This is a genomic window from Cryobacterium zongtaii (assembly GCF_002909375.1).
Taxonomy (GTDB): Bacteria; Actinomycetota; Actinomycetes; order Actinomycetales; family Microbacteriaceae; genus Cryobacterium; species Cryobacterium zongtaii.
This window is the reverse complement of the sequence record NZ_PPXD01000007.1, coordinates 458496-477789: the sequence shown is the minus strand read 5'-3', so window position 1 is coordinate 477789 and position 19294 is coordinate 458496. Positions and strand designations below refer to the sequence as shown.

Genomic DNA, 19294 nt, shown 5'->3' with positions numbered 1-19294 from the left:
GCCTGAGCGTATTCGCAGCCGCTGGATTTCCCCCTGAGCTCCTCCCCGCTAAACTGGGCGAGGAGCTCAGGCGGTTAAATGACAGACAACACTCTGCCCTCGCGATCGCATCGCCTGGAACCAGATTCGCCGCGCAAAAGGCGCGGCGTTGCGATATTCATTCGCGACCTTCTCATCATCTTCGTGGTGGCACTGCTCATCTCGTTCCTGATCAAGACGTTTCTCGTGCGCTCGTTCTACATCCCGTCGGGGTCGATGGAAAGCACCCTGCTGGTCGACGATCGCATCATCGTCAACCAGCTCGAACCCGCCCTGGTGCCCGTCTCCCGCGGTGACGTCGTCGTCTTCCGCGATCCGGGCGGATGGTTGCCGGCGCAGCCGCCCCTCGAACAGAATCCGATCGTCGCGGCGCTCGACTGGACGATGTCGGTGGTCGGACTGTCCGCACCGGACAGTAACGACCACCTGATCAAACGGATCATCGGTTTGCCCGGAGACCACGTTGTCTGCTGCAACACGCTGGGCCAGATGAGTGTGAACGACATACCGCTCAGCGAACCGTACGCGCAGCTGCCGGCGGGTGAGACGAGCGTGTCCAAGGACGCGTTCGACGTCGTCGTTCCAGAGAATTCGCTGTGGGTCATGGGCGACAACCGCTACGACTCCCTCGACTCCCGCTACCACCCCAACGCTCCGGGCAAGGGGTTCGTGCCAATGGACAACGTTGTCGGCCGCGCCCTCGTGATCAGCTGGCCGCTCGAACGGTGGAGCTGGTTGGACGATTACCCCGAGGTGTTCCGCGGGGTCGAGGAGGCCGACAAGTGACCGTTCCCCAGCCCACGAAGCCCCTCCAGTCATGATGGCTGTCGTCGAGCCGACCCTCGACGTGGAGCTGGCGATGCTCGCTGCCGGCGCCAGCTGTGTGATCGGCTGCGACGAGGTCGGCCGCGGTGCCCTCGCTGGCCCCGTCGCCGTGGGCCTCGCGGTCGTGACGGCCGACGTCGGTGCCTTCCCGGTGGGCTTGCGCGACTCCAAACTCCTGAGCGAGCCCCGCCGGGAGCGGCTGGCACCGCTGGCCGCGGCGTGGGTGCGCCACAGCGCCGTGGGGTTGGCGTCGCCGCAGGAGGTGGACAGCGTCGGCATCGTCGCCGCCCTCGGCCTGGCCGGCAAGCGAGCGCTTGCCCAGCTGCACGCCGACGGCGTGGACATCGTCGGCGGAGTCGTGCTGCTGGACGGCAACGACGACTGGCTCAACAAGGCCCTCAGCACCCCGCTGTCCGTCGTGACCCGTATCAAGGCCGACCAGGACTGTGCGTCGGTGTCCGCGGCATCCGTGATCGCGAAGGTGCACCGGGACCGGTTGATGATCGCGGCCGACCTCGCCACCCCCGGCTACGGCTGGACGGGCAACAAGGGCTACGGCAGCGCCCAACACATGACCGCCATCGGTGCGTTGGGGGCCAGCGAACAGCACCGGCTCAGCTGGCTCAAGATTCCGGCTTGAGAACTGCGCGTAAGATTGACTCACCATGGAAGAAGATGAGTTCGAGGACTACGACCGCGAGGTCGAGTTGGCCCTATACCGCGAGTATCGAGACGTTGTGGGGCAGTTCCAGTACGTCGTCGAGACCGAGCGCCGCTTCTACCTCGCCAACGAGGTTGAACTCGTGCGCCGCGACACCGAACACGACTTCTACTTCGAACTGACGATGAAGGATGTCTGGGTCTGGGATGTCTACCGCTCCGACCGTTTTGTGAAGTCGGTGCGAGTGCTGACGTTCAAGGATGTCAACGTGGAGGAACTGGCGTCGAAGGAGTTCGAACTTCCCAAGGAACTCGCGCTCGACGAGTAGCCGCGCCGGCCCGCCGTGCGGCTGCTAGCGTGTGCGGATGACAGCTCGCACCGACTCGTCTAGCGCGGTCCCGTTTGGCACCGCCCCGTCCAGCAGCGCCCCGTCCAGTGCTGACGCGTCCCGCGCTGACGCCCTGACCACGGTGGGCGCGGCCCTGGACCTGGCTCCGCTCATCGACGGGCACAACGACTGGGCTTGGGAGTGTCGCGAGAACCGGGATTACTCCGTCGAGGGTCTCGACGGCGCCCTGGCCACTGACACCGATATCGACCGGCTCCGAGCCGGCCGGGTGGGCGGTCAATTCTGGTCGGTGTACGTGGAAGACACCCTCGACGGAGCCGACGCCGTGCAGGGCACCCTGGAGCAGGTGGACTGGGTGTACAGACTCGCCGCCCGGTATCCGCAGACCTTCGTGATCGCCACGAGTGCGGCCGATGTGGAGGCCGCTCGTGCCAGCGGCCGGATCGCCTCGCTGCTGGGCGCCGAGGGTGCCCACTCGCTCAACGATTCTCCCGCCGTGCTGCGGATGCTGGCCAGGCTCGGCGTGCGCTACCTCACCCTCACTCACGTGCACAACACGAGTTGGGCCGACTCCGGCACCGATGAACCGGTGCACAACGGCCTGAGCCCGCGCGGTGTCGAGTACATCCGGGAACTCAACCGGTTGGGCATGCTCGTTGACCTCTCGCACGTCTCCCCGGCGACGGCGCACGCGGCCCTCGACGTCACGAGCGCCCCGGTGATCTTCAGCCACAGCTCCTGCTCCGCCGTCACGGCCGATCCACGCAACGTGCCTGACGATGTGCTCGGGCGCCTGGCCGACAACGGCGGCGTGCTGATGGTCACCTTTGTGCCGCAGTTCGTCTCGGCGGAGTATGCCGGCTGGTTCGGCGGCGACCGGAGCACGCCCGCACCCCGGGTGACCGTGGCGCAGGTAGCCGATCACGTCGAGCACGCGCGCGACGTCGCCGGCATCCGCCACATCGGGCTAGGCGGGGACTTCGACGGCACCGACGAGTTCCCCGAGGGCCTCGAGGGCGTCGACGGTTACCCGGCGCTGCTGCTCGAGCTCGCCCGGCGAGGCTGGACCGCTGCCGAGCTGGCCGCCCTGGCCGGCGCCAACGTGTTGCGGGTTCTGCGGGCGACGGATGCCGCCTTCGCCGGACACGACGTGGAGCTCACCCGGCTGACCCGCTGACCCTGCGCCCGGATCCCGACTCAGGGGGTGCGCGGCTCGCAGATGACGACGGGAATGTCCCGACGGGTCTTCTGCTGGTAACCGGCGTAGCCCGAATAGGCGCGCACGATCGCCGGCCACAGCGCCGCCTTCTCCGTCGCGGTGGCCGTGCGGGCCCGCATCGGACGGGTGACCCCGTTCTCGGTGAGTTCCACCTCGGGGTGGGCGACCAGGTTGAGGTACCAGAACGGGTTGCGGTCGTCGCCGCCCTTCGACGCGATCAGCACCACCCGGTCCCGCTCGTGGATCGGGGCGGTGAGCATCGTGGAGCGTCGCTCGCCAGTCTTCCGTCCGAGTGTGTGCAGTTCCACGACGGGCATCGGCCCGATTTTCCAGCCCAGCCGGCCTCGGGAGAGCACCAGCAGCGTGCGGTGTACGGCGTTCATGGCTCGCATCGACAGGTCGGTCAGGCGGTCGGAGATCATGGCATCAGCCTACGGTCGCGCCGGCTGCCCTGCGCGGTTGACACCCGGACGGGGGCTGGGTAGCGTCCCCTGCGACAGCGACCCATTCCGAAATCCCACGTGAAACAAGGAGTTTCCATGTCCGACGAATCCGTCTTCCTCTATCTCGGTGTGTACCCCAACGCGGCAACGGCCGAGTCCGACCTTGAGGTTGTGCGTGAACTGCACTCCACCAAGGTGATCGGAACCTACGACGCCGCCGTCGCCACCAAGGAGGCCGATGGCTCGGTGCAGGTTCACCGCAAGACCAGCAAACATGCCGGCTGGACCGGCGTGGCCGCCGGCGCTGTTGTCGGACTGTTGTTCCCTCCGGCGATCATCGGCAGCGCCATCGTCGGCGGAGCAGCCGGCAGCGTTGTCGGGCACTTCTGGCGGAGCCTGGACCGTGGTGACATCAAGGAACTCGGCGAGCTGCTCGATTCCGGCGAGGCCGCGCTCATCGTCGTGGGCAAGGACCGGCTCGACGAGGAATTCCGCAAGGCGGGCCTCGTGGCGCAGAAGCACCTCCAGAAGGAGCTGAAGGTCGACGCGAAGGAGCTCGACAAAGAGCTCGCGCAGGCCTCCAGGGAAATGCAGGCCGAGGGGCGCTCCGACACCGTTTAGTCCGGTCGGTTCAATCCGGATCAGCCGAACACCGAGAGCCCGCTCCTCCACAGGGGGCGGGCTGCGCTGTGTGTGCACAGGCTCGACACCGCCGTGTCGCGTCCGAGACCGGTCCTCGCATGCTGGTCGCGGAGGTGCTCGTGGCACGCAAAGACGATTTGGGCCGGCGCGGCGAAGACTGCGCCGCGGAGTACCTGGCGCGGGCGGGGTACACGGTGGTGGAGCGCAATTGGCGGTGCGGGCAGGGAGAGATCGACCTGATCGTCGCCAAGGACGGCGACATCGTGTTCGTCGAGGTGAAAACCCGCTCAGGGACCGGATACGGGCATCCGTTCGAGGCCATCACGGTGGCCAAGCTGGCCAGACTGCGCCGGCTGGCCGGGGCCTGGTGCGCACAATTCGAGCCGAGGGCGCGACACATCCGCATCGACGCCATCGCGGTGATCGCTCGCCCGGGCCACGCACCGAGTGTCGAACACCTCGAGGGCGTGGCCTGATGGGCCTGGCCCGCACCAACTCCGTCGCACTCATCGGCCTCGCCGGGTCGCTCGTCGAGGTCGAGGCCGACATCTCCAGCCAGTTGCCGGGGATGCGGCTGATCGGGCTGCCGGACGCGGCCCTGGCCGAGGCCGCCGAACGGGTGCGTGCCGCGGCCAAGAACTCCGGCTGTGCGCTGAACGGTCACCGGCTCACCGTGAACCTCTCGCCCGCCGCCCTGCGCAAGCACGGCTCCGGCTTCGACCTCGCCATCGCGGTGGCCTGTCTGGCTGCGGACGGGGTGGTGCCGGCCGCGTCGGTGGGCGCTGTGGTGCACATCGGCGAGCTCGCCCTGGACGGGCGCTTGCGGCCGACGCCCGGCATGCTGCCGGCGGTGATCGCCGCTGCGCGGCTCGGGCACCGCACGGTGATGGTCCCGGCCGGCAACGCCGAGGAGGCGGCCCTGGTGCCGGGGATCCGGGTGGTGGGGGTGTCGTCGCTCCGTGACGCGCTGATCTGGCACGGCGCCAGGTTGGAACCCCAGGAGGTGGAGGTGCTGCGTGCTCCCGTTGAGGACGACCCGGCCGACGAGAGCCTCGACCTGCTCGACGTCGTCGGCAACGACGAGGCCATCCTGGCCCTGCAGGTGGCTGCGGCCGGCGGTCACCATCTCTTCATGCTCGGGCCGCCAGGCGCGGGCAAGACCATGCTCGCGGCCCGTCTGCCGGGGCTGCTGCCCGACCTGGGCCCGGCCGCGTCTCTGGAGGTGAGCTCGCTGCGGTCGCTGAGCGGCCGTCCGGTGGGGCGTTCGTTGATCACCAGGCCCCCGTTGGAGTCGCCACACCACACCATCACGGCGGCCGCGATGGTCGGCGGCGGCAGCGGGCAGATCCGGCCGGGTGCGGCGGCGCGGGCGTCCCACGGGGTGCTCTTCCTGGATGAGGCACCTGAGTTCTCCGGTGCGGTGCTCGACGCCCTCAGACAGCCCCTGGAATCCGGTCGGATCAGCATCCACCGGGCGAACGCCATCGCCCATTTTCCCGCCAGATTCCAGCTGGTGCTGGCCGCGAACCCGTGCCCGTGCGGCCAATACGGCGCCGGCGATCAGGAGTGCAGCTGTCCGCCGAACGCGCGGCGCCGTTATCTCGCCCGCATCTCCGGCCCGCTGTTGGACCGCATCGACATCCAGCTCACCGTGACCCGGGTGACCGCAGCGCAATTGCGCATCTCGGCCGACGGCGGCCGGTTGTCCAGCGCCGTGGCCCGCAGCCGCGTTCTGGCCGCGCGGGAAAAGGCGGCGGAGCGGCTGGCCGGAACGCCCTGGACGGTGAACTCGCAGGTGTCAGGGCCCTGGCTGCGCAGTTCCGAGAGACGGTTGGGCGCCCCGGTCACGGCGATGCTCGACCGGGCCCTTGAGAGGGGTGGGATCACCATGCGCGGCTACGACCGGATACTCCGGGTGCGCAAGTCGTCTATTTAGCAGAGGTTTGAGCAGCCCATGGGTGCAGCCCCGACCACACGAGCATCCGAGGTTGCAACCCTGCAATGACATTGTGGATTAGGTGGAAATTGTGTCCACCCGTGGGTTACGTTGTCACCACACCAAAATTGAACAGCTAGTCCGGAGAAGCCGCCACGGGTTCCCGGATTTACGGGAAAACCTTATTCAGGGCCGCCAGGGACCTGAATGTATGGCTACTGACAGAGATACCGAGCGCGAACTGACCTCCGATAGGTCGGTCGTAGTTCGGTTTCTTCGTTCTAGGAGAACTTCCCGTGGCAACACCGTTACCCCCTTCTGAATGCACCGTACGTGAAGCTGCCGACTCGCTCGGTGTCAGTACGAAGACCATTCGCCGCCGCGTCGCCGACGGCACCATCTCGGCCCGACGCTTCGGCCCCCGCTTGATCCGCGTAAACATCGCCAGCCTCGAGGGTGCCGGACGCCCATTCTCGGAAGTCAAGACCAGCAAGGCACGTATCCCCGTTCGGGTTCGCCCTAACGACGGGAGCGACGAATAATGTCAACTCGAGTCGCATTTCTGTCCCGCACCCGGGCCGCCGACGACCCGGAACTCAAGTCTGCTCGCGCCGAACTCAAGACCTCCCGCCAGCTGGACCAGGCTGCCGACCTGGAGGCATACATCGCGCGGCTGGTTCGCGAGGCACCCCCGTTCAGCGGCGAGCAGCGCAGCCTCCTGGCCGCGCTGTTCCGACCGTATCTCCGCGACCGTTCGCCCAGTCGTGTCCCGATTCGGGTCCGCCCGGAAGATGGGCGCTCGGAGTAGTGGCAGAAGCAGAAGACCGCCCCGGTGTGAATGCCGAGACGGTCGCGGTTCAAGCTGGCGAGCTGAACAAATCCATCGTATCCGCAGAAGGTCCGATTCCCGCTGGTCGTCCTGTCTCCAAGATCGGGGCGACGGTCGAGAAGGCCCTCAATGCCTCTCTGTGGCGTTTGCGTCTTGGGGAGATTGGCCTGCAGGACCTCACGCCCGCCCTCATGGGTTTCTGCACGCTCAGTTATGACGACGGTTACGAGGCCGGGTTCACCGCCGGTGTGGCCTCGGGCGAGATCGAGTTGGCCCAGATTGTGGCGGACCGGGATCGATACTACAGAGCAGCTTTCAACCCCCACCCACCGGTCAAGATCGGTCCCTCCTACGCTGACCGTCAGGCGAGCCGCGCCGCGTTCTACAGGGGCGACAAGTGACCGCCGCGGGGTTGCCCAATTTCGTTGGGCTTGGTCGTGGATTGCCGACGGCGGACTACACGGTTACCGAAGTTACCGAAGTTACCGACTTTCGGGGCAAGGCGGGCGCGGACTCTGCCCTCGTGCTTGACGATGTGCAGGCCTTCCTGAACAGATTCATCGCGTACCCGTCGCCACAAGCCTCGACGGCGCACACCCTGTGGGTCGCGCACGCCCACCTTGTGGACGTCTTCGAGAACTCTCCACGACTCGCCTTCCTGTCGCCTGAGCCCGGCAGCGGGAAGAGCCGGTGCATGGAACTCACCGAAGCCCTCGTGCCGCGCCCCGTGCTCTCGGTTAACTCAACCGTTGCATACGTGTTCCGCAAGATCAGCGACGAAGCCGGGCTCCCGACCTTGCTCATGGATGAGATCGACGCGGTGTTCAGCGGTGCCAAGAGCGACGGAAACGAAGACCTCCGCGGTTTGCTCAACTCCGGTTACCGGCGTGGTGCGACCGCGGGGCGGGCCGCGGTTCGGGGTCGGGAGATTGTGACCGAGGAATGGCCGTCTTTCTGCGCCGTTGCCCTTGCCGGGCTGAATCGATTGCCTGACACATTGATGACCCGTTCCATCGTGGTGAACATGAAGCGCCGTCGCAACGATCAGCGGGTTGCCCCATTTCGCCGCAGGGTGAACCAGCCTGAGGCGCTGACCTTATATGGACAGTTGGCCGAATTTGCTGACCGGGTGCGCCCTGACATCGCCGATGCGTGGCGTGACCTTCCAGAAGGGATTCAGGACCGCGACGCGGACATCTGGGAACCGATGCTCGCCGTGGCGGATGCCGCTGGTGGTCACTGGCCCGTGACCGCCAGGCAGGCCGCCGTGCTCATGGTCGAAGAGTCGCAGCGCAAACCCGCCACCCTTGGAATCAAGCTTCTAGCGGACATCCGAGCAGTTATGGACGGCCGTGACCGCATTGGAAGTATCGAGCTCCTGCACTTGCTGCACGGGTTGGAATCCTCTCCGTGGGCAAGCGTGAACGGTGATCCGATCGACCCGAGATTCCTAACCCGCACCCTGGATAAGTACGAGATTCCTACTTCCAAGACGGTCAAGATCAACGGCCTATCGGTCAAGGGATACACGCGCGGTCATTTCGCTGACGCGTGGGATCGTTACCTCCCTGATCTCGCCGGTTCTGCTCCGACCACTGACCAGGACCCGCCAGCGCAGGGCGAAGACGTGGCGACCCCTGCCAGCGCACCTGTGATTCTCGACATGGATGCAGACCGTCAGTCCCCGCCCACTACCCAGAAAACGGGTAACTCGGGTAACCCCGGTAACCAGGGGCAGTCGATCCTGTGACCGACGCCGCGAAGCCTCGCCCGCCGTGGCCATACGGATACCCACTGCGGACACCACTCGCCAGGATGACCGACGCACAGCGCGCCGCGTACTGGAAGCGCCACGCGCGACAACATGAGGCCCGCTACAACGATCTGGTCGCCCGGCTCAGCAGCGCGGGACTCATGCCACACCCGACCAAGACCAACACCAACAACAACACCAACGAGGAGACAACACCATGACCACCACCGCCCCCGAACCAATTCAGCCCGAGCTGGCCCTCACCAAGCCGACGCCGCGCGTTGACGTCGCACCCCTCCCGGGAGGCCCTGAGGTGCCCGCCAGCGACACCGACGCCGACCAGGGCAACCGGCGACGCGACCCGGCCGCCGAGGCCGCAAATCGACGACACCAGCTCCGCGAGGTCGAAACCGAACGGGACACTCTCAGGTCACAGCTCGCAGCGTCCCGCCGGGAGCACGTTGAGGCACTGCTCCATGCAGACACCGACCTCCGGGGTGACGGTGCGGCCGGTGGCGTGATCCTGCACCGCCCGGCCGACCTGTGGGAAGTGATCGGGGTGAACGTTGACGACTTGTATACGGGCGACGGCACCCTCGACCGGAACGCCGTGGCCGACGCCATCGACGCCGGTATCGCCGGGCGTGCCTATCTCGCCCGGGCCAGCATGCGCGGCGTCCCGGACGTCCCGCCGACCGACCCCGTCAGGGAAGCCCTTGAAAGGCAGCGGTGGAGTCCCCTCGGGCACCACCGGACCCCTGACACCGGCACGACCTGGAAGGGAGCCCTGAACTCCAATCCATAACAACCCCCGGGCACTCACTACAAACATTGGTACAATAGTGAGTGCCCGGACTGGTTTGAGCTTGTAGCTCACCAGACCGCCAGCAGAAGCCCAGAGGGCAAACGCGAAGGCAAGCGCCGCGTGTGTGTGTGTTCATTCCACTGCCACCCTCTGGAGCCTTCCCATGGCCAATTCGTCCACCCTTAAGTCCTACTTGGGCATCAGCGAAGCCGGGCCGCTGATTGTTCAGCCCGTCGAACGTGAATCCCTCGCCCTTCGCCTCACCACCGTCGTCCACACCGGGGGCGGCACCTTCCGTTTCCCTCGCATCACCACCGATCCGTCCGCCGCGTGGATTGCCGAAAACGCTGAAATCACTGTCAGCGAAGCCACCGCCGACGAGGTCCCCGTGATCCCGAAAAAGGTCGCGGGTCTCAGCATCATCAGCAACGAACTCGCCAACGACACCAGCCCCGAAGCCGCCGGGGTCATCGGCGACGGCCTCGCCCGCGACATCGCCCGTCGCGTCGACCAGGCATTCTTCGGCACCGCCCCGGCCAACACCAACGTTCAGCCCGGCGGCCTCGAATACCTCGGTACAACCGTGGAAAACATCGACGCCGACCCGTCCGCCGGCATCGCCGCCTACATCGACGCCCTCGCCGCCGCCGAAGCACTCGGAGTAACACTGTCCGCGTTCGTCACCGACCCGACTACAGCCCGGGCGCTGGCGAAGCTGACCACCGGCACCGGCTCCAACCTGCCCCTATTCGGTGTGGGTGCCACCAACGGCATCGAGCGCAACGTCCTCGGTGTCCCGCTCCACGTCAGCCCCTACGTCTTACCGGGCACCGCATGGGGCATCCCCTCGGACCGAGTGTTCGCTGTCCTCCGCGACGACGTGTCCCTCGACATCGACAAGTCAGTGTTCTTTACCAAGGACCAGACCGCCATCCGAGGCATCATGCGCGTTGGATTCGGATTCGTACAGCCCGAGGCCGTCATCAAAATCAAGGCCGCCGCATAAGTCCACACAGACCGGAGGGCGGGCCAGGGTGTGCCCGCTGCTGACGCCTACCGCCGCCACTTGCCGGGGCCACGGTAACCCCGCCAGCACCTCCACCGCCGAGCCGCCCGACGAGGACTCCTACCCTCCACCGGGCGGCCCGGCACCCCGGCACCACCACCAGGGGGTACCTCCACCCTCCCCCCACCCTCGGGAGTCGGCCGCTTCGCGTTCTGCACCTCGCTGTGCGGCCCATTCTGAGGGTTTTCCACACCCCGGTGACAGTAACCAGGACCCCGGCATTTCCAACGATTGGATACACGACATGGCAGGACGAGGACGCGCACCGAGTGGTCGTGCTCAGAAGGCAAGCCGCAACGCTGTGCGAGCCGTTGTCGCCTCGGACGGCAGGCTCGGCGGGTTCGCACTGCCCGACGGTGCCCTCGGCGTCAACGACGTCGGTGGGCCGGTGCAGTGGCACCCGCAAACTGTCGCGTGGTGGCAGTCGTGGCGAGCATCACCGCAGGGGTGCCGTATGGTCACCGACGTCGACTGGCAGTTTCTACTTGACACCGCCCGCATGCACCACGAGTTCTGGACCCGCGGCCGGTGGGAATTCGGCGCGGAGCTTCGCCTCCGCGTGGCGAAATTCGGGGCCACCCCGGAGGATCGGTCCCGGCTCCGATTCGAGATTGACATCTCGAACGACATCGCCGTGGTCGGCACGGCGAACACTTCGTCTCGCAACGCTGATCGACACTCGCGCTGGCGCGTTGACCCGGTTCCCCCATGAATGCACTCGAAACCGACCACGCAGAACGTGCCGCGCGGAACACCCCGAAGCACTCGCCTTGGACCTCATCCTCTGTGTGGGAACCCCAGTTCAAGGGGTAAAACAGTTGAGGCGGGTGGCTCCCGACCCGTTTCGCGCCCGGGCTCGCATTATCTCTGCCACCATGACGTTGGACCTGCGACCTCTGTTCGCAAGCAGACGGGAGCACCCATGGCGAAATATGGATTCAAATTGTTGCGCGTTCAGGCCTTCAGCGGAGGGACGCACACCGCGGTCAACTTCGGTCCGGCCGGGGAGCCTCACTTCCTGGACAGGGTGGCCGAAGACATTGCAGAGCAAAAGCGAAACCGAGTCCTAGACGAAGCGGCCAGGGCAGCCGACACCGGCACCGCTCATGCGGTTGACGAAGAAACCGGGGAGACCGTATACATCGCCTCAGATGACGTCGTGGAAAGTCCCGATGATGCGACCCTGCCAGCAAACATTGCTGCTAAGCCCCCCGCAGTTGTGCGGGTGGACGAAACATGGAGACTGCGGTCCGGCCTCCTCATGCAAATTCAGTATGGGATAGTCGGCGACCATAACCGCGCCGTCGACCCCCAAGGCATGAGAGCAGACGCAGACCTAACGGGGCTGGCCACCACCCGGCCCTATCGCGCGCTACTTATCACCCCAGAGGATGGCACGGTCGGTTTCCTGGCGGTGGAAGTGATATCTCGATCGCATGCCGGAGGTGACCTTCCGCGCCGCCTTCACAATGCCGCGCACGGTCACAATCTGAAACTCCGCGTGCAAGGACCCGTGGCGGACGCGGCGGCCGTGAGAGACCTCGTGAGGCGAGGTCGCGTTAAAGAAGTCGAACTAATCAAGACCATCGTCACGTCAGATGCAGGCACTCCAACCACCAGAAGAGTCAAGCTAACGTTCCCCATCGCGGTCGGAGCGTCGGAGGCCAAGCGTATTCTTAGCCGCGTTACCGGGTGGCTTCCTGATTCCTCGGGACAGGGTGTCACAGAGCCAATAGACGCGGCCGAAGAAGCCGCGGCCCTTGCAGCAATTTTGTGGCACGACGCAGAATCGTTGGCCTTCGACACCGCAAGAGTGCACGTCAAGTCCGAAATTAGTGACCGTCGGCTCCAACCTCTGGACAAGACTGAAGGGTTCATCTATGAACTCGGAGACGTCGAACTAGACAACGAGAAGTTTGTCCGCGAAGTCGCGGCCGTCGCCCAGGGGCTCTTCTATTCCACTGGCATGGAGATGGAGCCAGACTGGTCCGATTGGCTTGACGGGGTTCCCAGTTAGCAGTAGACAGTAGCAACCTAGAATTGGGGTATGGGCATGTCAAGACTTAACGTGTTCGCACTTATCATCGACCAGTTCCGGTTCCTCCGACACGTCGGAACTGGAAAAGCGGCGGTTTTCGTTCGGATTTTCCTTGTTGCCGTCGGCCCCGTTGCTGGTGCAATTTCCGTTTGGCTAGGGTGGCAGCTCAACAGTGTTAGCGAACTGGCAGCTGCCCTAGGCCTCCTGGCTGGCGTATTTATCTCGGCGTTCGCGCTTGTCTTCTCTCTGCGCCTCACGTTGGCTTCGCGGCCCACAAGCAACCTGAGGCAACGAGCATCTCGGCTTATGGACGAGAGCGCACTTACCCTTTTGACTGCTGGTCTTGTCGCCGGTGCCGACGCAATTTGGGTCACGGTTGTGTCAGCCGCCAACGCGCCAGACACCCCGGTCAGCGTCTGGCCGACTGCAATCACAGTGGGCCTGAGCGCTCTCGTGGCTGCGTATTTTCTCCTGGCAGTTCGCCGCTTGCATGTGCTGTACGTCGACACATTTCCCCCCTTTTGGAAGGTGCAGCAGCTGGCCGGGGGACTCGGCACCGCGATCGAGATGGAAGAAGCTGCACGCCGCGTTTCCACGCGCACAGGTCACCAGTAGTAGTCGGCTACCGCTTCCAAACCAACGCGGGCTAGAGCCGCGTTAGCCCGCACGCAGGGCACGACCAGACTACGGCGCGACCCTCGGTCACCGCTGCCATGCGCACTAGGCATGCCGGGCAGTTCGGTGTCGCGAGCGGGTCGTCGGGTTCCATGGCGGACACAGTAGCGGAATCTATAGGAGCCAGTCGATACCGACAGATTCGGGCCTGAACGTGCGGGTGCCGCGTCCTGGGGGGTGCAGGGTGACGCGCGCAAGCAGGGCAATGATCGTGCGTTGCTGAGCGACTGGCATGGCTTCCCACGCTGCACCAACGTTGGGTGCAGAGATGAGCGGCCCGAGGATGTCGACCCGCGCACCATCAGCCAACTTGGATTCGAGGCCAGAAATTCGTTCGCGCAGTCTTGCGGTAATTGCTCGCAGCTGTGAGGCGGTCAAGGCTCCGTCGGCGTAATCAACCGCAATGGCAACTAGTCGCTCACGGGCCATGTTGAGTTCGCTGTTAAGGTCGGCAATGTCTGGCCGTTCCGTGTCGAACAGCATTTCGTTTGCCTCAGGCAGGCTTGCCCGAGCAACGATGGCGGCACCGACAAACTCCTCGACAGGTTGGGCTTTGCGCGCGAAGTGCCCCGTCGAGCCGGAACACCGGTAACCGCGCACCCCGGCCCTCGCGTTCGCCCCTGCGTGCGCGGTGGCACCGCAGATGCCGCAGACGGCTAGCCCAGAGAGCAGGTACCGTCCATTGGGCTTGCCGCTTCGCCGAGCAGGGTCCCGCAACACGGCGCTGGTCGCGAGCCACGTTGATTCATCTACCAGCGCGGGCCACACGGCGTCAGCGACAATTTCGCCGAGATGCGCCCGCTTGCCCATATTTCGGGGGTTGAGGAGGACGAGCCGAACCGAACCGGGGCTCCACGGTGAGGCTTCGCCCTTATGGCCAGCCTTGGAGCGCGCCTGACCTGATACCAAGCCGCGCGCGTTCCAATCTCTTGCGATACCCCCGAGCGGCACACCGGCGATCAGGGAGTTGTAGCCGTCGCGGATAGCTTCGGCCTCGATGGGGCGCACAGTGACACCGTCCTGATCAAATCCGAACGGGCGTCGGCCGCCAGAACGCAGGCCCAGACTTGCTCGGGCGGCGTTGGCACGTTTCTGGCGCTCTCCCTTTCGGCGCGTCTCAAAGCTCGCGATCCCTGCAAGCATCGTTGCCCGGAACTCACCGTCGGCGGTCGTCAGGTCGATTTCTCCATCTACGGTGAGAACCTTCACCCCGGTCTCGGTGAGTGAAATTAGGTCCCGCACGGTCCTCACGAGTCGATCAAGATCCACTGCAACGACGATGTCGAAATTTCCCGCTTTGGCATCGGTCAACATGGTGGCCCACGCCGTGGTCTCGCCTCTCTTCTTCGTCGCGGATGTGTCGTTATCGGTGTACTCACCGGCCACCGTCCAGCCGCGTGCGGCGACAAGTGCCCTACAGCGGGTGCGCTGGCGGTCAATACCCTCCTGCACATCGAGAGATTGTCTGAAGTACAGTGCGGCGCGTCGGGTCATATAACTAATGCTATCTACGTGTCCTGCGGGTGGCGTGGTCTGTCGCGGATTTGACCGGAGTCGCCAGACCCGGGCCAGACGAAGTGGGGCAGGCCCTATACCTGCGGAAGGGAATGGCGTCATGACACTGTTCGGAATCGACGAGGCGGTGGTGACCTCGCTCACCGCCGGCGTTCGCCCGGCCGCCGCAGCACCCGGTGAGGAGCAGTCGGCGGATGCCCGGCCCGCCGATGCCGAGCTCACTTCTGCGCGGCCCTCCGACCCTGGGGAGGTATTCGCCCGAGCGGCCTGGACCACGATCGCCGAACCGGGGGACGGGGTCGCCGGCGCCGTGGTGGGCCTGCTCGGCGCGGCGGCGGCCCTTCGCTCGATGGTGGAGGCGTGGCCCCCGGACCGACTGGCCGGCACGCTCACGGACTCCGTTGACGAGCACGAGGCGGGTGACCCTGCCGGACTCCGCCCGGAGCTGGAGCAGGCACTCGCCCGGTGGCGACCACGATTATCGTCGACCGAGGTGATCCGGTCGCTGCAGCAGGCCCGGCGCACGGGAACGGCACTGCTCCTGCCCAGCGACCCGCTCTGGCCCGGCGCTGTCGACGACCTGGGCCGGCACGCCCCGCTCGCCCTGTGGTGGCGAGGTCAGCCGGATGCCCTGGCGGCGCTCCGCCACTCCATCGCCTTGGTCGGCGCTCGCGCTGCGACAGGGTACGGCGAACACGTGGCGATGGAGGCGGCGGCGGGATTGGTCGACCGGGGACTCGCTATTGTGTCGGGGGCGGCCTACGGGATCGACGGTATGGCACATCGGTCGGCGCTGGCCAGCAGCGGAACGACCGTCGCATTTCTGGCCGGGGGAGTTGACCGCTTTTACCCCAGCGGACACGACGCCCTGCTCACCCGCATCGTCGAGGCCGGCGCGGTGCTGTCCGAGCTGCCCTGTGGGGCGCCGCCCACCAAATGGCGGTTCCTGCAACGCAACCGGCTGATTGCCGCTTCGAGTGCGGCCACCGTGGTGCTCGAAGCGGGCTGGCGCTCCGGATCGCTCAATACGGCTGGGCACGCGGCAGCGCTCGGGCGCCCGCTCGGTGCCGTTCCCGGCCCGGTCACCTCGCCCACCTCCGCCGGCTGTCACCGCTTACTGCGGGACTACGACGCCATCTGCGTCACCAGCGCCGCCGAGATGGCCGAGCTCATCGGCCTGGGCGTGGATTTGGAGCTGGACGTGCCCGGGGCGGCCGGCCGGGATGCTGAGGGAACCGTGCCGCGGGAACGCACGAGCGATCAGGTGCGGGTGTTCGATGCGCTCAGCGTGCGGGCGCCTCGCGTAGCTGCCGACATCGCCCGGCGCTCCGGGCTGTCGACTGTGGCGGTGCTCGGGGCGCTGGGCACCCTCGACCTTGAGGGCTCGGTGCGGGAACGAGAGACCGGCTGGGTCAGGGTCACCTGAGTCGCCGGCCTGACTGTTCCCCGTCCGGACACATGTTCCCGGCACACCGGGCGCACTTGTCCGGAGCGGCAACAGTTGTGCTCCGCGCAGGTCTGGGCCTGGACTACCGGGCTGCAAAGGCCTTCTGGGTGGCGGCGTTGGTGAGCTGGGCGAACTCTTCGGCCTGAACGGGGGACATGGACGGTCCGGTGGTCATCGTCGACACGACCAGGTCACCGTCGGCGACGAAACAGATCGAGCCGGCGAACGCGTTATACCCGAAGGTCATTTTTATCTGGCGGCAGGCCAGGGAATCACCCTCGATGGCGGCCTCGCCGCCTACTAAGTCGTCGATCTCTATCAGCGTGTCTCGACCGTTTTCCGTCGTTGCCAGGGGTTCGGTGCAGGAGGCTAGCTCTGCGCTCAAGTCCGCTATGACCTGTTCACCGTCTTCGACAATGAACACCCCGGTACTCAGGGTCTGATCGAGTGTCTCCCGCGTGAAGGTGTGTCCGTTGAGGTTGTCGGCCTCGTCAACGGACAAGGCACTCGCGAAGTCCAGTGCACACAGGTCCCCTGTTGACTTGTCGGTGGAGACTTCCGCATCCTCCGAGTCGGTGCTGGTGGACGGCTCCAGGCTCCAGCCACCGGACGGCAGGTCCGCGACCGTGAGGGCGAGGGCCGCGAGATCGTCCGCCTCGGGGCCGGCCTCCGCGGCTGGCGCCTCACTGGTGTCCGGTACCGCGAGGGTTTCGTCAGCCTGAGAACAGCCCGTCACGAGAGAGAGTGTGAGTGCAACCAGAACACAGGTATAGCGTTTCGAAACCAACAGGACCCCCAAGAACAGCGTGAACAGATGGCACCATCTAACCGTGCCGTACTGCGCCGGCCCCGCAGGTGTCGGGAGTCGGCGCGCCGATATCCGAGGTGACAGCCGGTGTCGCAGTACGCGGGATCTCCTCGGAATCGTTGTCGGCGCTACGCCCTAGGGTGTTCCTGACGGCGCGTCACACCGAGGGCGTCGATTCAGTCCGTCGGATCAGCGAGGGGTAGCTCATGACCGGAACAGACACTATACAGATGGGCCAGTACCGGCCGGCCTCCCACCTCATCGCGCACCTCAGCGACACTCACTTCCTCGGCACGGGCGCGGACGGATCCGGGCGGTTGCTGTACGACGCCGTCGACACCGACAGCACGGTGCATCGCGCGATGGCGCAGCTGGAAGCCTCCGGCCTGGCCATCGACGCCCTCATCTTCACCGGAGACATCGCCGACCGAGGCGAGGCGGATGCGTACCGCCGGGTGCGCGACATCGTCGAGGCGTCCGCAGAGCGGATGGGCGCCGCACTGGTCTGGGTGATGGGCAACCACGATGAACGGGCGGCGTTCCGCACCGAACTCCTGCGTGTCGAGGCCCACGACGGGCCCGTCGACAGGGTCGTCGACGTCAACGGACTGAGAGTGATCTCCCTGGACACCAGCGTGCCCGGGTACCACCACGGCGAGGTCACCGCCGACCAACTCGCCTGGCTGCGCGACGTGCTCAGCGAACCCGCCGAACACGGTTCCCTGCTCGCCCTGCACCACCCACCGGTACCCACGGCCCTGCCGCTGATGACCATCCTTGAACTGCGCGACCAGACGGCGCTGGCCGAGGTGCTCGGGGGCAGCGATGTACGCGCGATCCTCGGCGGTCACCTGCACTACGCCACCACGGGACTGTTCGCCGGGATCCCGGTGTCCGTCGCCGCGGCCACCTGTTACACGATCGACGCGGCAGCCCCGCCACGCCAGCTCACCGGGGTCGGCGGCGGCCAGTCGATCAATCTTGTGCACGTCTATGCCGACCAGGTGGTGCACTCGAACGTTCCCCTGGGCGCCTTCGACGTGGTCACCCGTTTCGATCCGGCCTACCTCGACCGGATGGAGGCGCTCAGCCCGACAGACCGGCTGGCGGCGTTCTCCCGGCACGTCGCACAGCCGGCCGGGTAGCCGAGACCGGGGGAGGATCACCATGAGCGAGCGCCGCGCGGGAGAGCGGGCGAATGACGGCGATTCCCGCGTCGGTGCCGGCATCCCGCCCGGTGCGCGAGATGCTGGAGGCATGCATCTCGACCCGGCGATCGACGGCTTCGCCCGCTATCTCACCACCGAACGCGGTTTCTCCGTGAACACGGTGCGCGCATATTGCGCCGACCTGGCCGGGTTGGCCACCTTCGCCGAAGACCGGGCGGTGGACACCGTCGACGGCCTGACCCTGGAACTCCTGCGCGACTGGCTGTGGACGGGAACGCAGGCCGGACTGGCGCGGGCCACCATCGCCCGGCGCTCCGCCTCAGCGCGCGGGTTCACCGCCTGGCTCACCCGGGACGGCGTGCTGCCCAGCGACCCCGCCGTGCGGCTGCGTTCGCCGAAACCCGGTCGCACCCTGCCGCGGGTGATCAATCGCAGCCAGATGCAGGAACTGCTCGACCGCCTCGTGGCCGCCGCGGGCGCCGACGACCCGGGAGCCGTGCGTGACCTGGCCATCATCGAACTGCTCTACGCGTCCGGCCTGCGGGTCTCCGAACTCGTCGGACTCGATGTGGGGGACGTCGACCTGTCCCGCCTGACGGTGCGCGTCACCGGCAAGGGCGACAAGGAACGCGTTGTGCCGTTCGGCGTGCCGGCGCAGAGCGCCATCGTGCGGTACCTGCGGGCGGCACGTCCGGTGCTGGCCGCCGCGGTTCCGGCCGAGACGACGCGGTCAGAGGCGACGGGGGGCACGATGGCCGTTCGGCGGGTCACGGGGGCCGACCCGGCCGCCCTGTTTCTCGGCAGCCACCGGCAGCGCCTCGGGGTGCGCGCCGTGTACCGCCTGGTCGCGGCCCTGCTTGAGTCGATGCCCGGCACCGGTCCGGCCGGTCCGCACGCCCTGCGCCATACGGCGGCCACCCACCTACTCGACGGTGGAGCCGACCTGCGCGCGGTGCAGGAGATGCTCGGCCATGCCAGCCTCGGCACGACCCAGATTTACACCCACGTCTCGGCGGAGAGACTGCAGCAGAGCTACCGGCTCGCGCACCCCCGCGCCTGACGCCAATCCGTGAGA

General features: G+C 66.4%; 24 protein-coding genes. 21 read left to right on the top strand and 3 right to left on the bottom strand.

The features are described 5' to 3' along the window. Nucleotides 1-78: 78 nt before the first annotated feature. The 4 genes from lepB to C3B61_RS07005 are packed head-to-tail and all read left to right on the top strand — an operon-like array spanning nucleotide 79 to nucleotide 3051. On the top strand, nucleotides 79-825 hold the full coding sequence (lepB, locus tag C3B61_RS07020) for a signal peptidase I (RefSeq protein ID WP_088456469.1): 747 nt from the start codon (nucleotides 79-81) through the stop codon (nucleotides 823-825). Between the two features lie 34 nt (nucleotides 826-859). After that, nucleotides 860-1504, top strand: a complete 645-nt coding sequence (locus tag C3B61_RS07015; protein ID WP_103460048.1) for a ribonuclease HII — start codon at nucleotides 860-862, stop codon at nucleotides 1502-1504. Nucleotides 1505-1529: 25 nt separating this feature from the next. Continuing rightward, nucleotides 1530-1853, top strand: a complete 324-nt coding sequence (locus C3B61_RS07010; RefSeq protein WP_066596196.1) for a DUF2469 family protein — start codon at nucleotides 1530-1532, stop codon at nucleotides 1851-1853. Between the two features lie 37 nt (nucleotides 1854-1890). Then, nucleotides 1891-3051, top strand: coding sequence for a dipeptidase (locus C3B61_RS07005; RefSeq protein ID WP_103459981.1), 1161 nt, complete (start codon nucleotides 1891-1893; stop codon nucleotides 3049-3051). A gap of 20 nt (nucleotides 3052-3071) precedes the next feature. Here the strand turns inward: C3B61_RS07005 and C3B61_RS07000 are convergent, their stop codons facing one another. Continuing rightward, on the bottom strand, nucleotides 3072-3515 hold the full coding sequence (locus C3B61_RS07000) for a nitroreductase/quinone reductase family protein (protein WP_103459980.1): 444 nt from the start codon (nucleotides 3513-3515) through the stop codon (nucleotides 3072-3074). Between the two features lie 117 nt (nucleotides 3516-3632). Here C3B61_RS07000 and C3B61_RS06995 point away from each other — a divergent pair, with 117 nt between their 5' ends. The 13 genes from C3B61_RS06995 (at nucleotide 3633) to C3B61_RS06940 (ending at nucleotide 13220) form a co-directional block, all read left to right on the top strand. Beyond that, a complete protein-coding gene (locus tag C3B61_RS06995) occupies nucleotides 3633-4157 on the top strand; it encodes a DUF1269 domain-containing protein (protein ID WP_088456467.1) in 525 nt (174 codons plus the stop codon). A gap of 140 nt (nucleotides 4158-4297) precedes the next feature. Beyond that, complete coding sequence (locus C3B61_RS06990) at nucleotides 4298-4654, top strand: YraN family protein (RefSeq protein ID WP_103460047.1); 357 nt, start codon at nucleotides 4298-4300, stop codon at nucleotides 4652-4654. Beyond that, nucleotides 4654-6114 carry a YifB family Mg chelatase-like AAA ATPase gene (locus tag C3B61_RS06985; protein ID WP_103459979.1) on the top strand — a complete coding sequence of 487 codons (1461 nt, stop codon included), beginning with the start codon at nucleotides 4654-4656 and terminating at the stop codon, nucleotides 6112-6114. The genes C3B61_RS06990 and C3B61_RS06985 overlap by 1 nt, the downstream gene beginning before the upstream one ends. A 296-nt stretch (nucleotides 6115-6410) precedes the next feature. Then, the gene (locus C3B61_RS06980; RefSeq protein ID WP_103459978.1) at nucleotides 6411-6656 is read left to right on the top strand and encodes a helix-turn-helix domain-containing protein; all 246 of its coding nucleotides are present in this window, start codon (nucleotides 6411-6413) and stop codon (nucleotides 6654-6656) included. Further along, nucleotides 6656-6922, top strand: a complete 267-nt coding sequence (locus C3B61_RS06975; RefSeq protein ID WP_103459977.1) for a hypothetical protein — start codon at nucleotides 6656-6658, stop codon at nucleotides 6920-6922. The genes C3B61_RS06980 and C3B61_RS06975 overlap by 1 nt, the downstream gene beginning before the upstream one ends. Next, entirely contained in the window at nucleotides 6922-7344 is a 423-nt protein-coding gene (locus C3B61_RS06970; RefSeq protein WP_103459976.1) for a hypothetical protein, read from the top strand. The genes C3B61_RS06975 and C3B61_RS06970 overlap by 1 nt, the downstream gene beginning before the upstream one ends. Next, nucleotides 7341-8693, top strand: coding sequence for a DUF3631 domain-containing protein (locus C3B61_RS06965; protein WP_244285860.1), 1353 nt, complete (start codon nucleotides 7341-7343; stop codon nucleotides 8691-8693). Before C3B61_RS06970 ends, C3B61_RS06965 begins: the two co-directional genes overlap by 4 nt. A 65-nt stretch (nucleotides 8694-8758) precedes the next feature. Continuing rightward, nucleotides 8759-8917: a hypothetical protein gene (locus C3B61_RS19640; RefSeq protein ID WP_165791127.1), complete on the top strand. Its 159-nt coding sequence runs from the start codon at nucleotides 8759-8761 to the stop codon at nucleotides 8915-8917. Further along, nucleotides 8914-9501 (top strand): hypothetical protein, encoded by a 588-nt coding sequence (locus tag C3B61_RS06960; protein ID WP_103459975.1) that lies wholly within the window; start codon nucleotides 8914-8916, stop codon nucleotides 9499-9501. The genes C3B61_RS19640 and C3B61_RS06960 overlap by 4 nt, the downstream gene beginning before the upstream one ends. A gap of 163 nt (nucleotides 9502-9664) precedes the next feature. Beyond that, on the top strand, nucleotides 9665-10507 hold the full coding sequence (locus C3B61_RS06955) for a phage major capsid protein (RefSeq protein WP_103459974.1): 843 nt from the start codon (nucleotides 9665-9667) through the stop codon (nucleotides 10505-10507). A 304-nt stretch (nucleotides 10508-10811) separates the two neighbouring features. Next, nucleotides 10812-11279, top strand: a complete 468-nt coding sequence (locus tag C3B61_RS06950; protein WP_208858777.1) for a phage terminase small subunit — start codon at nucleotides 10812-10814, stop codon at nucleotides 11277-11279. A gap of 210 nt (nucleotides 11280-11489) precedes the next feature. Then, nucleotides 11490-12584: a hypothetical protein gene (locus C3B61_RS06945; RefSeq protein WP_133160244.1), complete on the top strand. Its 1095-nt coding sequence runs from the start codon at nucleotides 11490-11492 to the stop codon at nucleotides 12582-12584. A 30-nt stretch (nucleotides 12585-12614) separates the two neighbouring features. Next, nucleotides 12615-13220: a hypothetical protein gene (locus C3B61_RS06940; RefSeq protein ID WP_103459971.1), complete on the top strand. Its 606-nt coding sequence runs from the start codon at nucleotides 12615-12617 to the stop codon at nucleotides 13218-13220. A gap of 174 nt (nucleotides 13221-13394) precedes the next feature. Here the strand turns inward: C3B61_RS06940 and C3B61_RS06935 are convergent, their stop codons facing one another. Further along, nucleotides 13395-14774, bottom strand: coding sequence for a recombinase family protein (locus C3B61_RS06935; RefSeq protein ID WP_165791126.1), 1380 nt, complete (start codon nucleotides 14772-14774; stop codon nucleotides 13395-13397). Between the two features lie 29 nt (nucleotides 14775-14803). On the opposite strand from C3B61_RS06935, the gene C3B61_RS19635 reads away from it, so the two are divergent. Further along, nucleotides 14804-14899, top strand: coding sequence for a hypothetical protein (locus C3B61_RS19635; protein ID WP_244285859.1), 96 nt, complete (start codon nucleotides 14804-14806; stop codon nucleotides 14897-14899). Further along, nucleotides 14896-16221 (top strand): DNA-processing protein DprA, encoded by a 1326-nt coding sequence (gene dprA, locus C3B61_RS06930; protein ID WP_103459969.1) that lies wholly within the window; start codon nucleotides 14896-14898, stop codon nucleotides 16219-16221. The genes C3B61_RS19635 and dprA overlap by 4 nt, the downstream gene beginning before the upstream one ends. Nucleotides 16222-16324: 103 nt before the next feature. Here dprA and C3B61_RS06925 read toward each other — a convergent pair whose 3' ends face one another. Next, a complete protein-coding gene (locus tag C3B61_RS06925; protein ID WP_103459968.1) occupies nucleotides 16325-16978 on the bottom strand; it encodes a hypothetical protein in 654 nt (217 codons plus the stop codon). Nucleotides 16979-17256: 278 nt separating this feature from the next. On the opposite strand from C3B61_RS06925, the gene C3B61_RS06920 reads away from it, so the two are divergent. Together C3B61_RS06920 and C3B61_RS06915 are read left to right on the top strand one after the other, a co-directional pair. After that, the gene (locus C3B61_RS06920; RefSeq protein WP_103459967.1) at nucleotides 17257-18195 is read left to right on the top strand and encodes a phosphodiesterase; all 939 of its coding nucleotides are present in this window, start codon (nucleotides 17257-17259) and stop codon (nucleotides 18193-18195) included. A 112-nt stretch (nucleotides 18196-18307) separates the two neighbouring features. Beyond that, nucleotides 18308-19279, top strand: a complete 972-nt coding sequence (locus C3B61_RS06915) for a tyrosine recombinase XerC (protein WP_103460045.1) — start codon at nucleotides 18308-18310, stop codon at nucleotides 19277-19279. The last annotated feature ends 15 nt before the right edge of the window (nucleotides 19280-19294 follow it).

Excerpts from the sequence above, each read along its gene's own strand:
- lepB (WP_088456469.1), top strand. The coding sequence starts at position 79 with ATGACAGACAACACTCTGCCCTCGCGATCGCATCGCCTGGAACCAGAT.
- C3B61_RS07015 (WP_103460048.1), top strand. The coding sequence starts at position 860 with ATGGCTGTCGTCGAGCCGACCCTCGACGTGGAGCTGGCGATGCTCGCT.
- C3B61_RS07010 (WP_066596196.1), top strand. The coding sequence starts at position 1,530 with ATGGAAGAAGATGAGTTCGAGGACTACGACCGCGAGGTCGAGTTGGCC.
- C3B61_RS07005 (WP_103459981.1), top strand. The coding sequence starts at position 1,891 with ATGACAGCTCGCACCGACTCGTCTAGCGCGGTCCCGTTTGGCACCGCC.
- C3B61_RS07000 (WP_103459980.1), bottom strand. The coding sequence starts at position 3,515 with ATGATCTCCGACCGCCTGACCGACCTGTCGATGCGAGCCATGAACGCC.
- C3B61_RS06995 (WP_088456467.1), top strand. The coding sequence starts at position 3,633 with ATGTCCGACGAATCCGTCTTCCTCTATCTCGGTGTGTACCCCAACGCG.
- C3B61_RS06985 (WP_103459979.1), top strand. The coding sequence starts at position 4,654 with ATGGGCCTGGCCCGCACCAACTCCGTCGCACTCATCGGCCTCGCCGGG.
- C3B61_RS06975 (WP_103459977.1), top strand. The coding sequence starts at position 6,656 with ATGTCAACTCGAGTCGCATTTCTGTCCCGCACCCGGGCCGCCGACGAC.
- C3B61_RS19640 (WP_165791127.1), top strand. The coding sequence starts at position 8,759 with ATGACCGACGCACAGCGCGCCGCGTACTGGAAGCGCCACGCGCGACAA.
- C3B61_RS06960 (WP_103459975.1), top strand. The coding sequence starts at position 8,914 with ATGACCACCACCGCCCCCGAACCAATTCAGCCCGAGCTGGCCCTCACC.
- C3B61_RS06955 (WP_103459974.1), top strand. The coding sequence starts at position 9,665 with ATGGCCAATTCGTCCACCCTTAAGTCCTACTTGGGCATCAGCGAAGCC.
- C3B61_RS06950 (WP_208858777.1), top strand. The coding sequence starts at position 10,812 with ATGGCAGGACGAGGACGCGCACCGAGTGGTCGTGCTCAGAAGGCAAGC.
- C3B61_RS06945 (WP_133160244.1), top strand. The coding sequence starts at position 11,490 with ATGGCGAAATATGGATTCAAATTGTTGCGCGTTCAGGCCTTCAGCGGA.
- C3B61_RS06940 (WP_103459971.1), top strand. The coding sequence starts at position 12,615 with ATGGGCATGTCAAGACTTAACGTGTTCGCACTTATCATCGACCAGTTC.
- C3B61_RS06935 (WP_165791126.1), bottom strand. The coding sequence starts at position 14,774 with ATGACCCGACGCGCCGCACTGTACTTCAGACAATCTCTCGATGTGCAG.
- dprA (WP_103459969.1), top strand. The coding sequence starts at position 14,896 with ATGACACTGTTCGGAATCGACGAGGCGGTGGTGACCTCGCTCACCGCC.
- C3B61_RS06920 (WP_103459967.1), top strand. The coding sequence starts at position 17,257 with ATGACCGGAACAGACACTATACAGATGGGCCAGTACCGGCCGGCCTCC.
- C3B61_RS06915 (WP_103460045.1), top strand. The coding sequence starts at position 18,308 with ATGCATCTCGACCCGGCGATCGACGGCTTCGCCCGCTATCTCACCACC.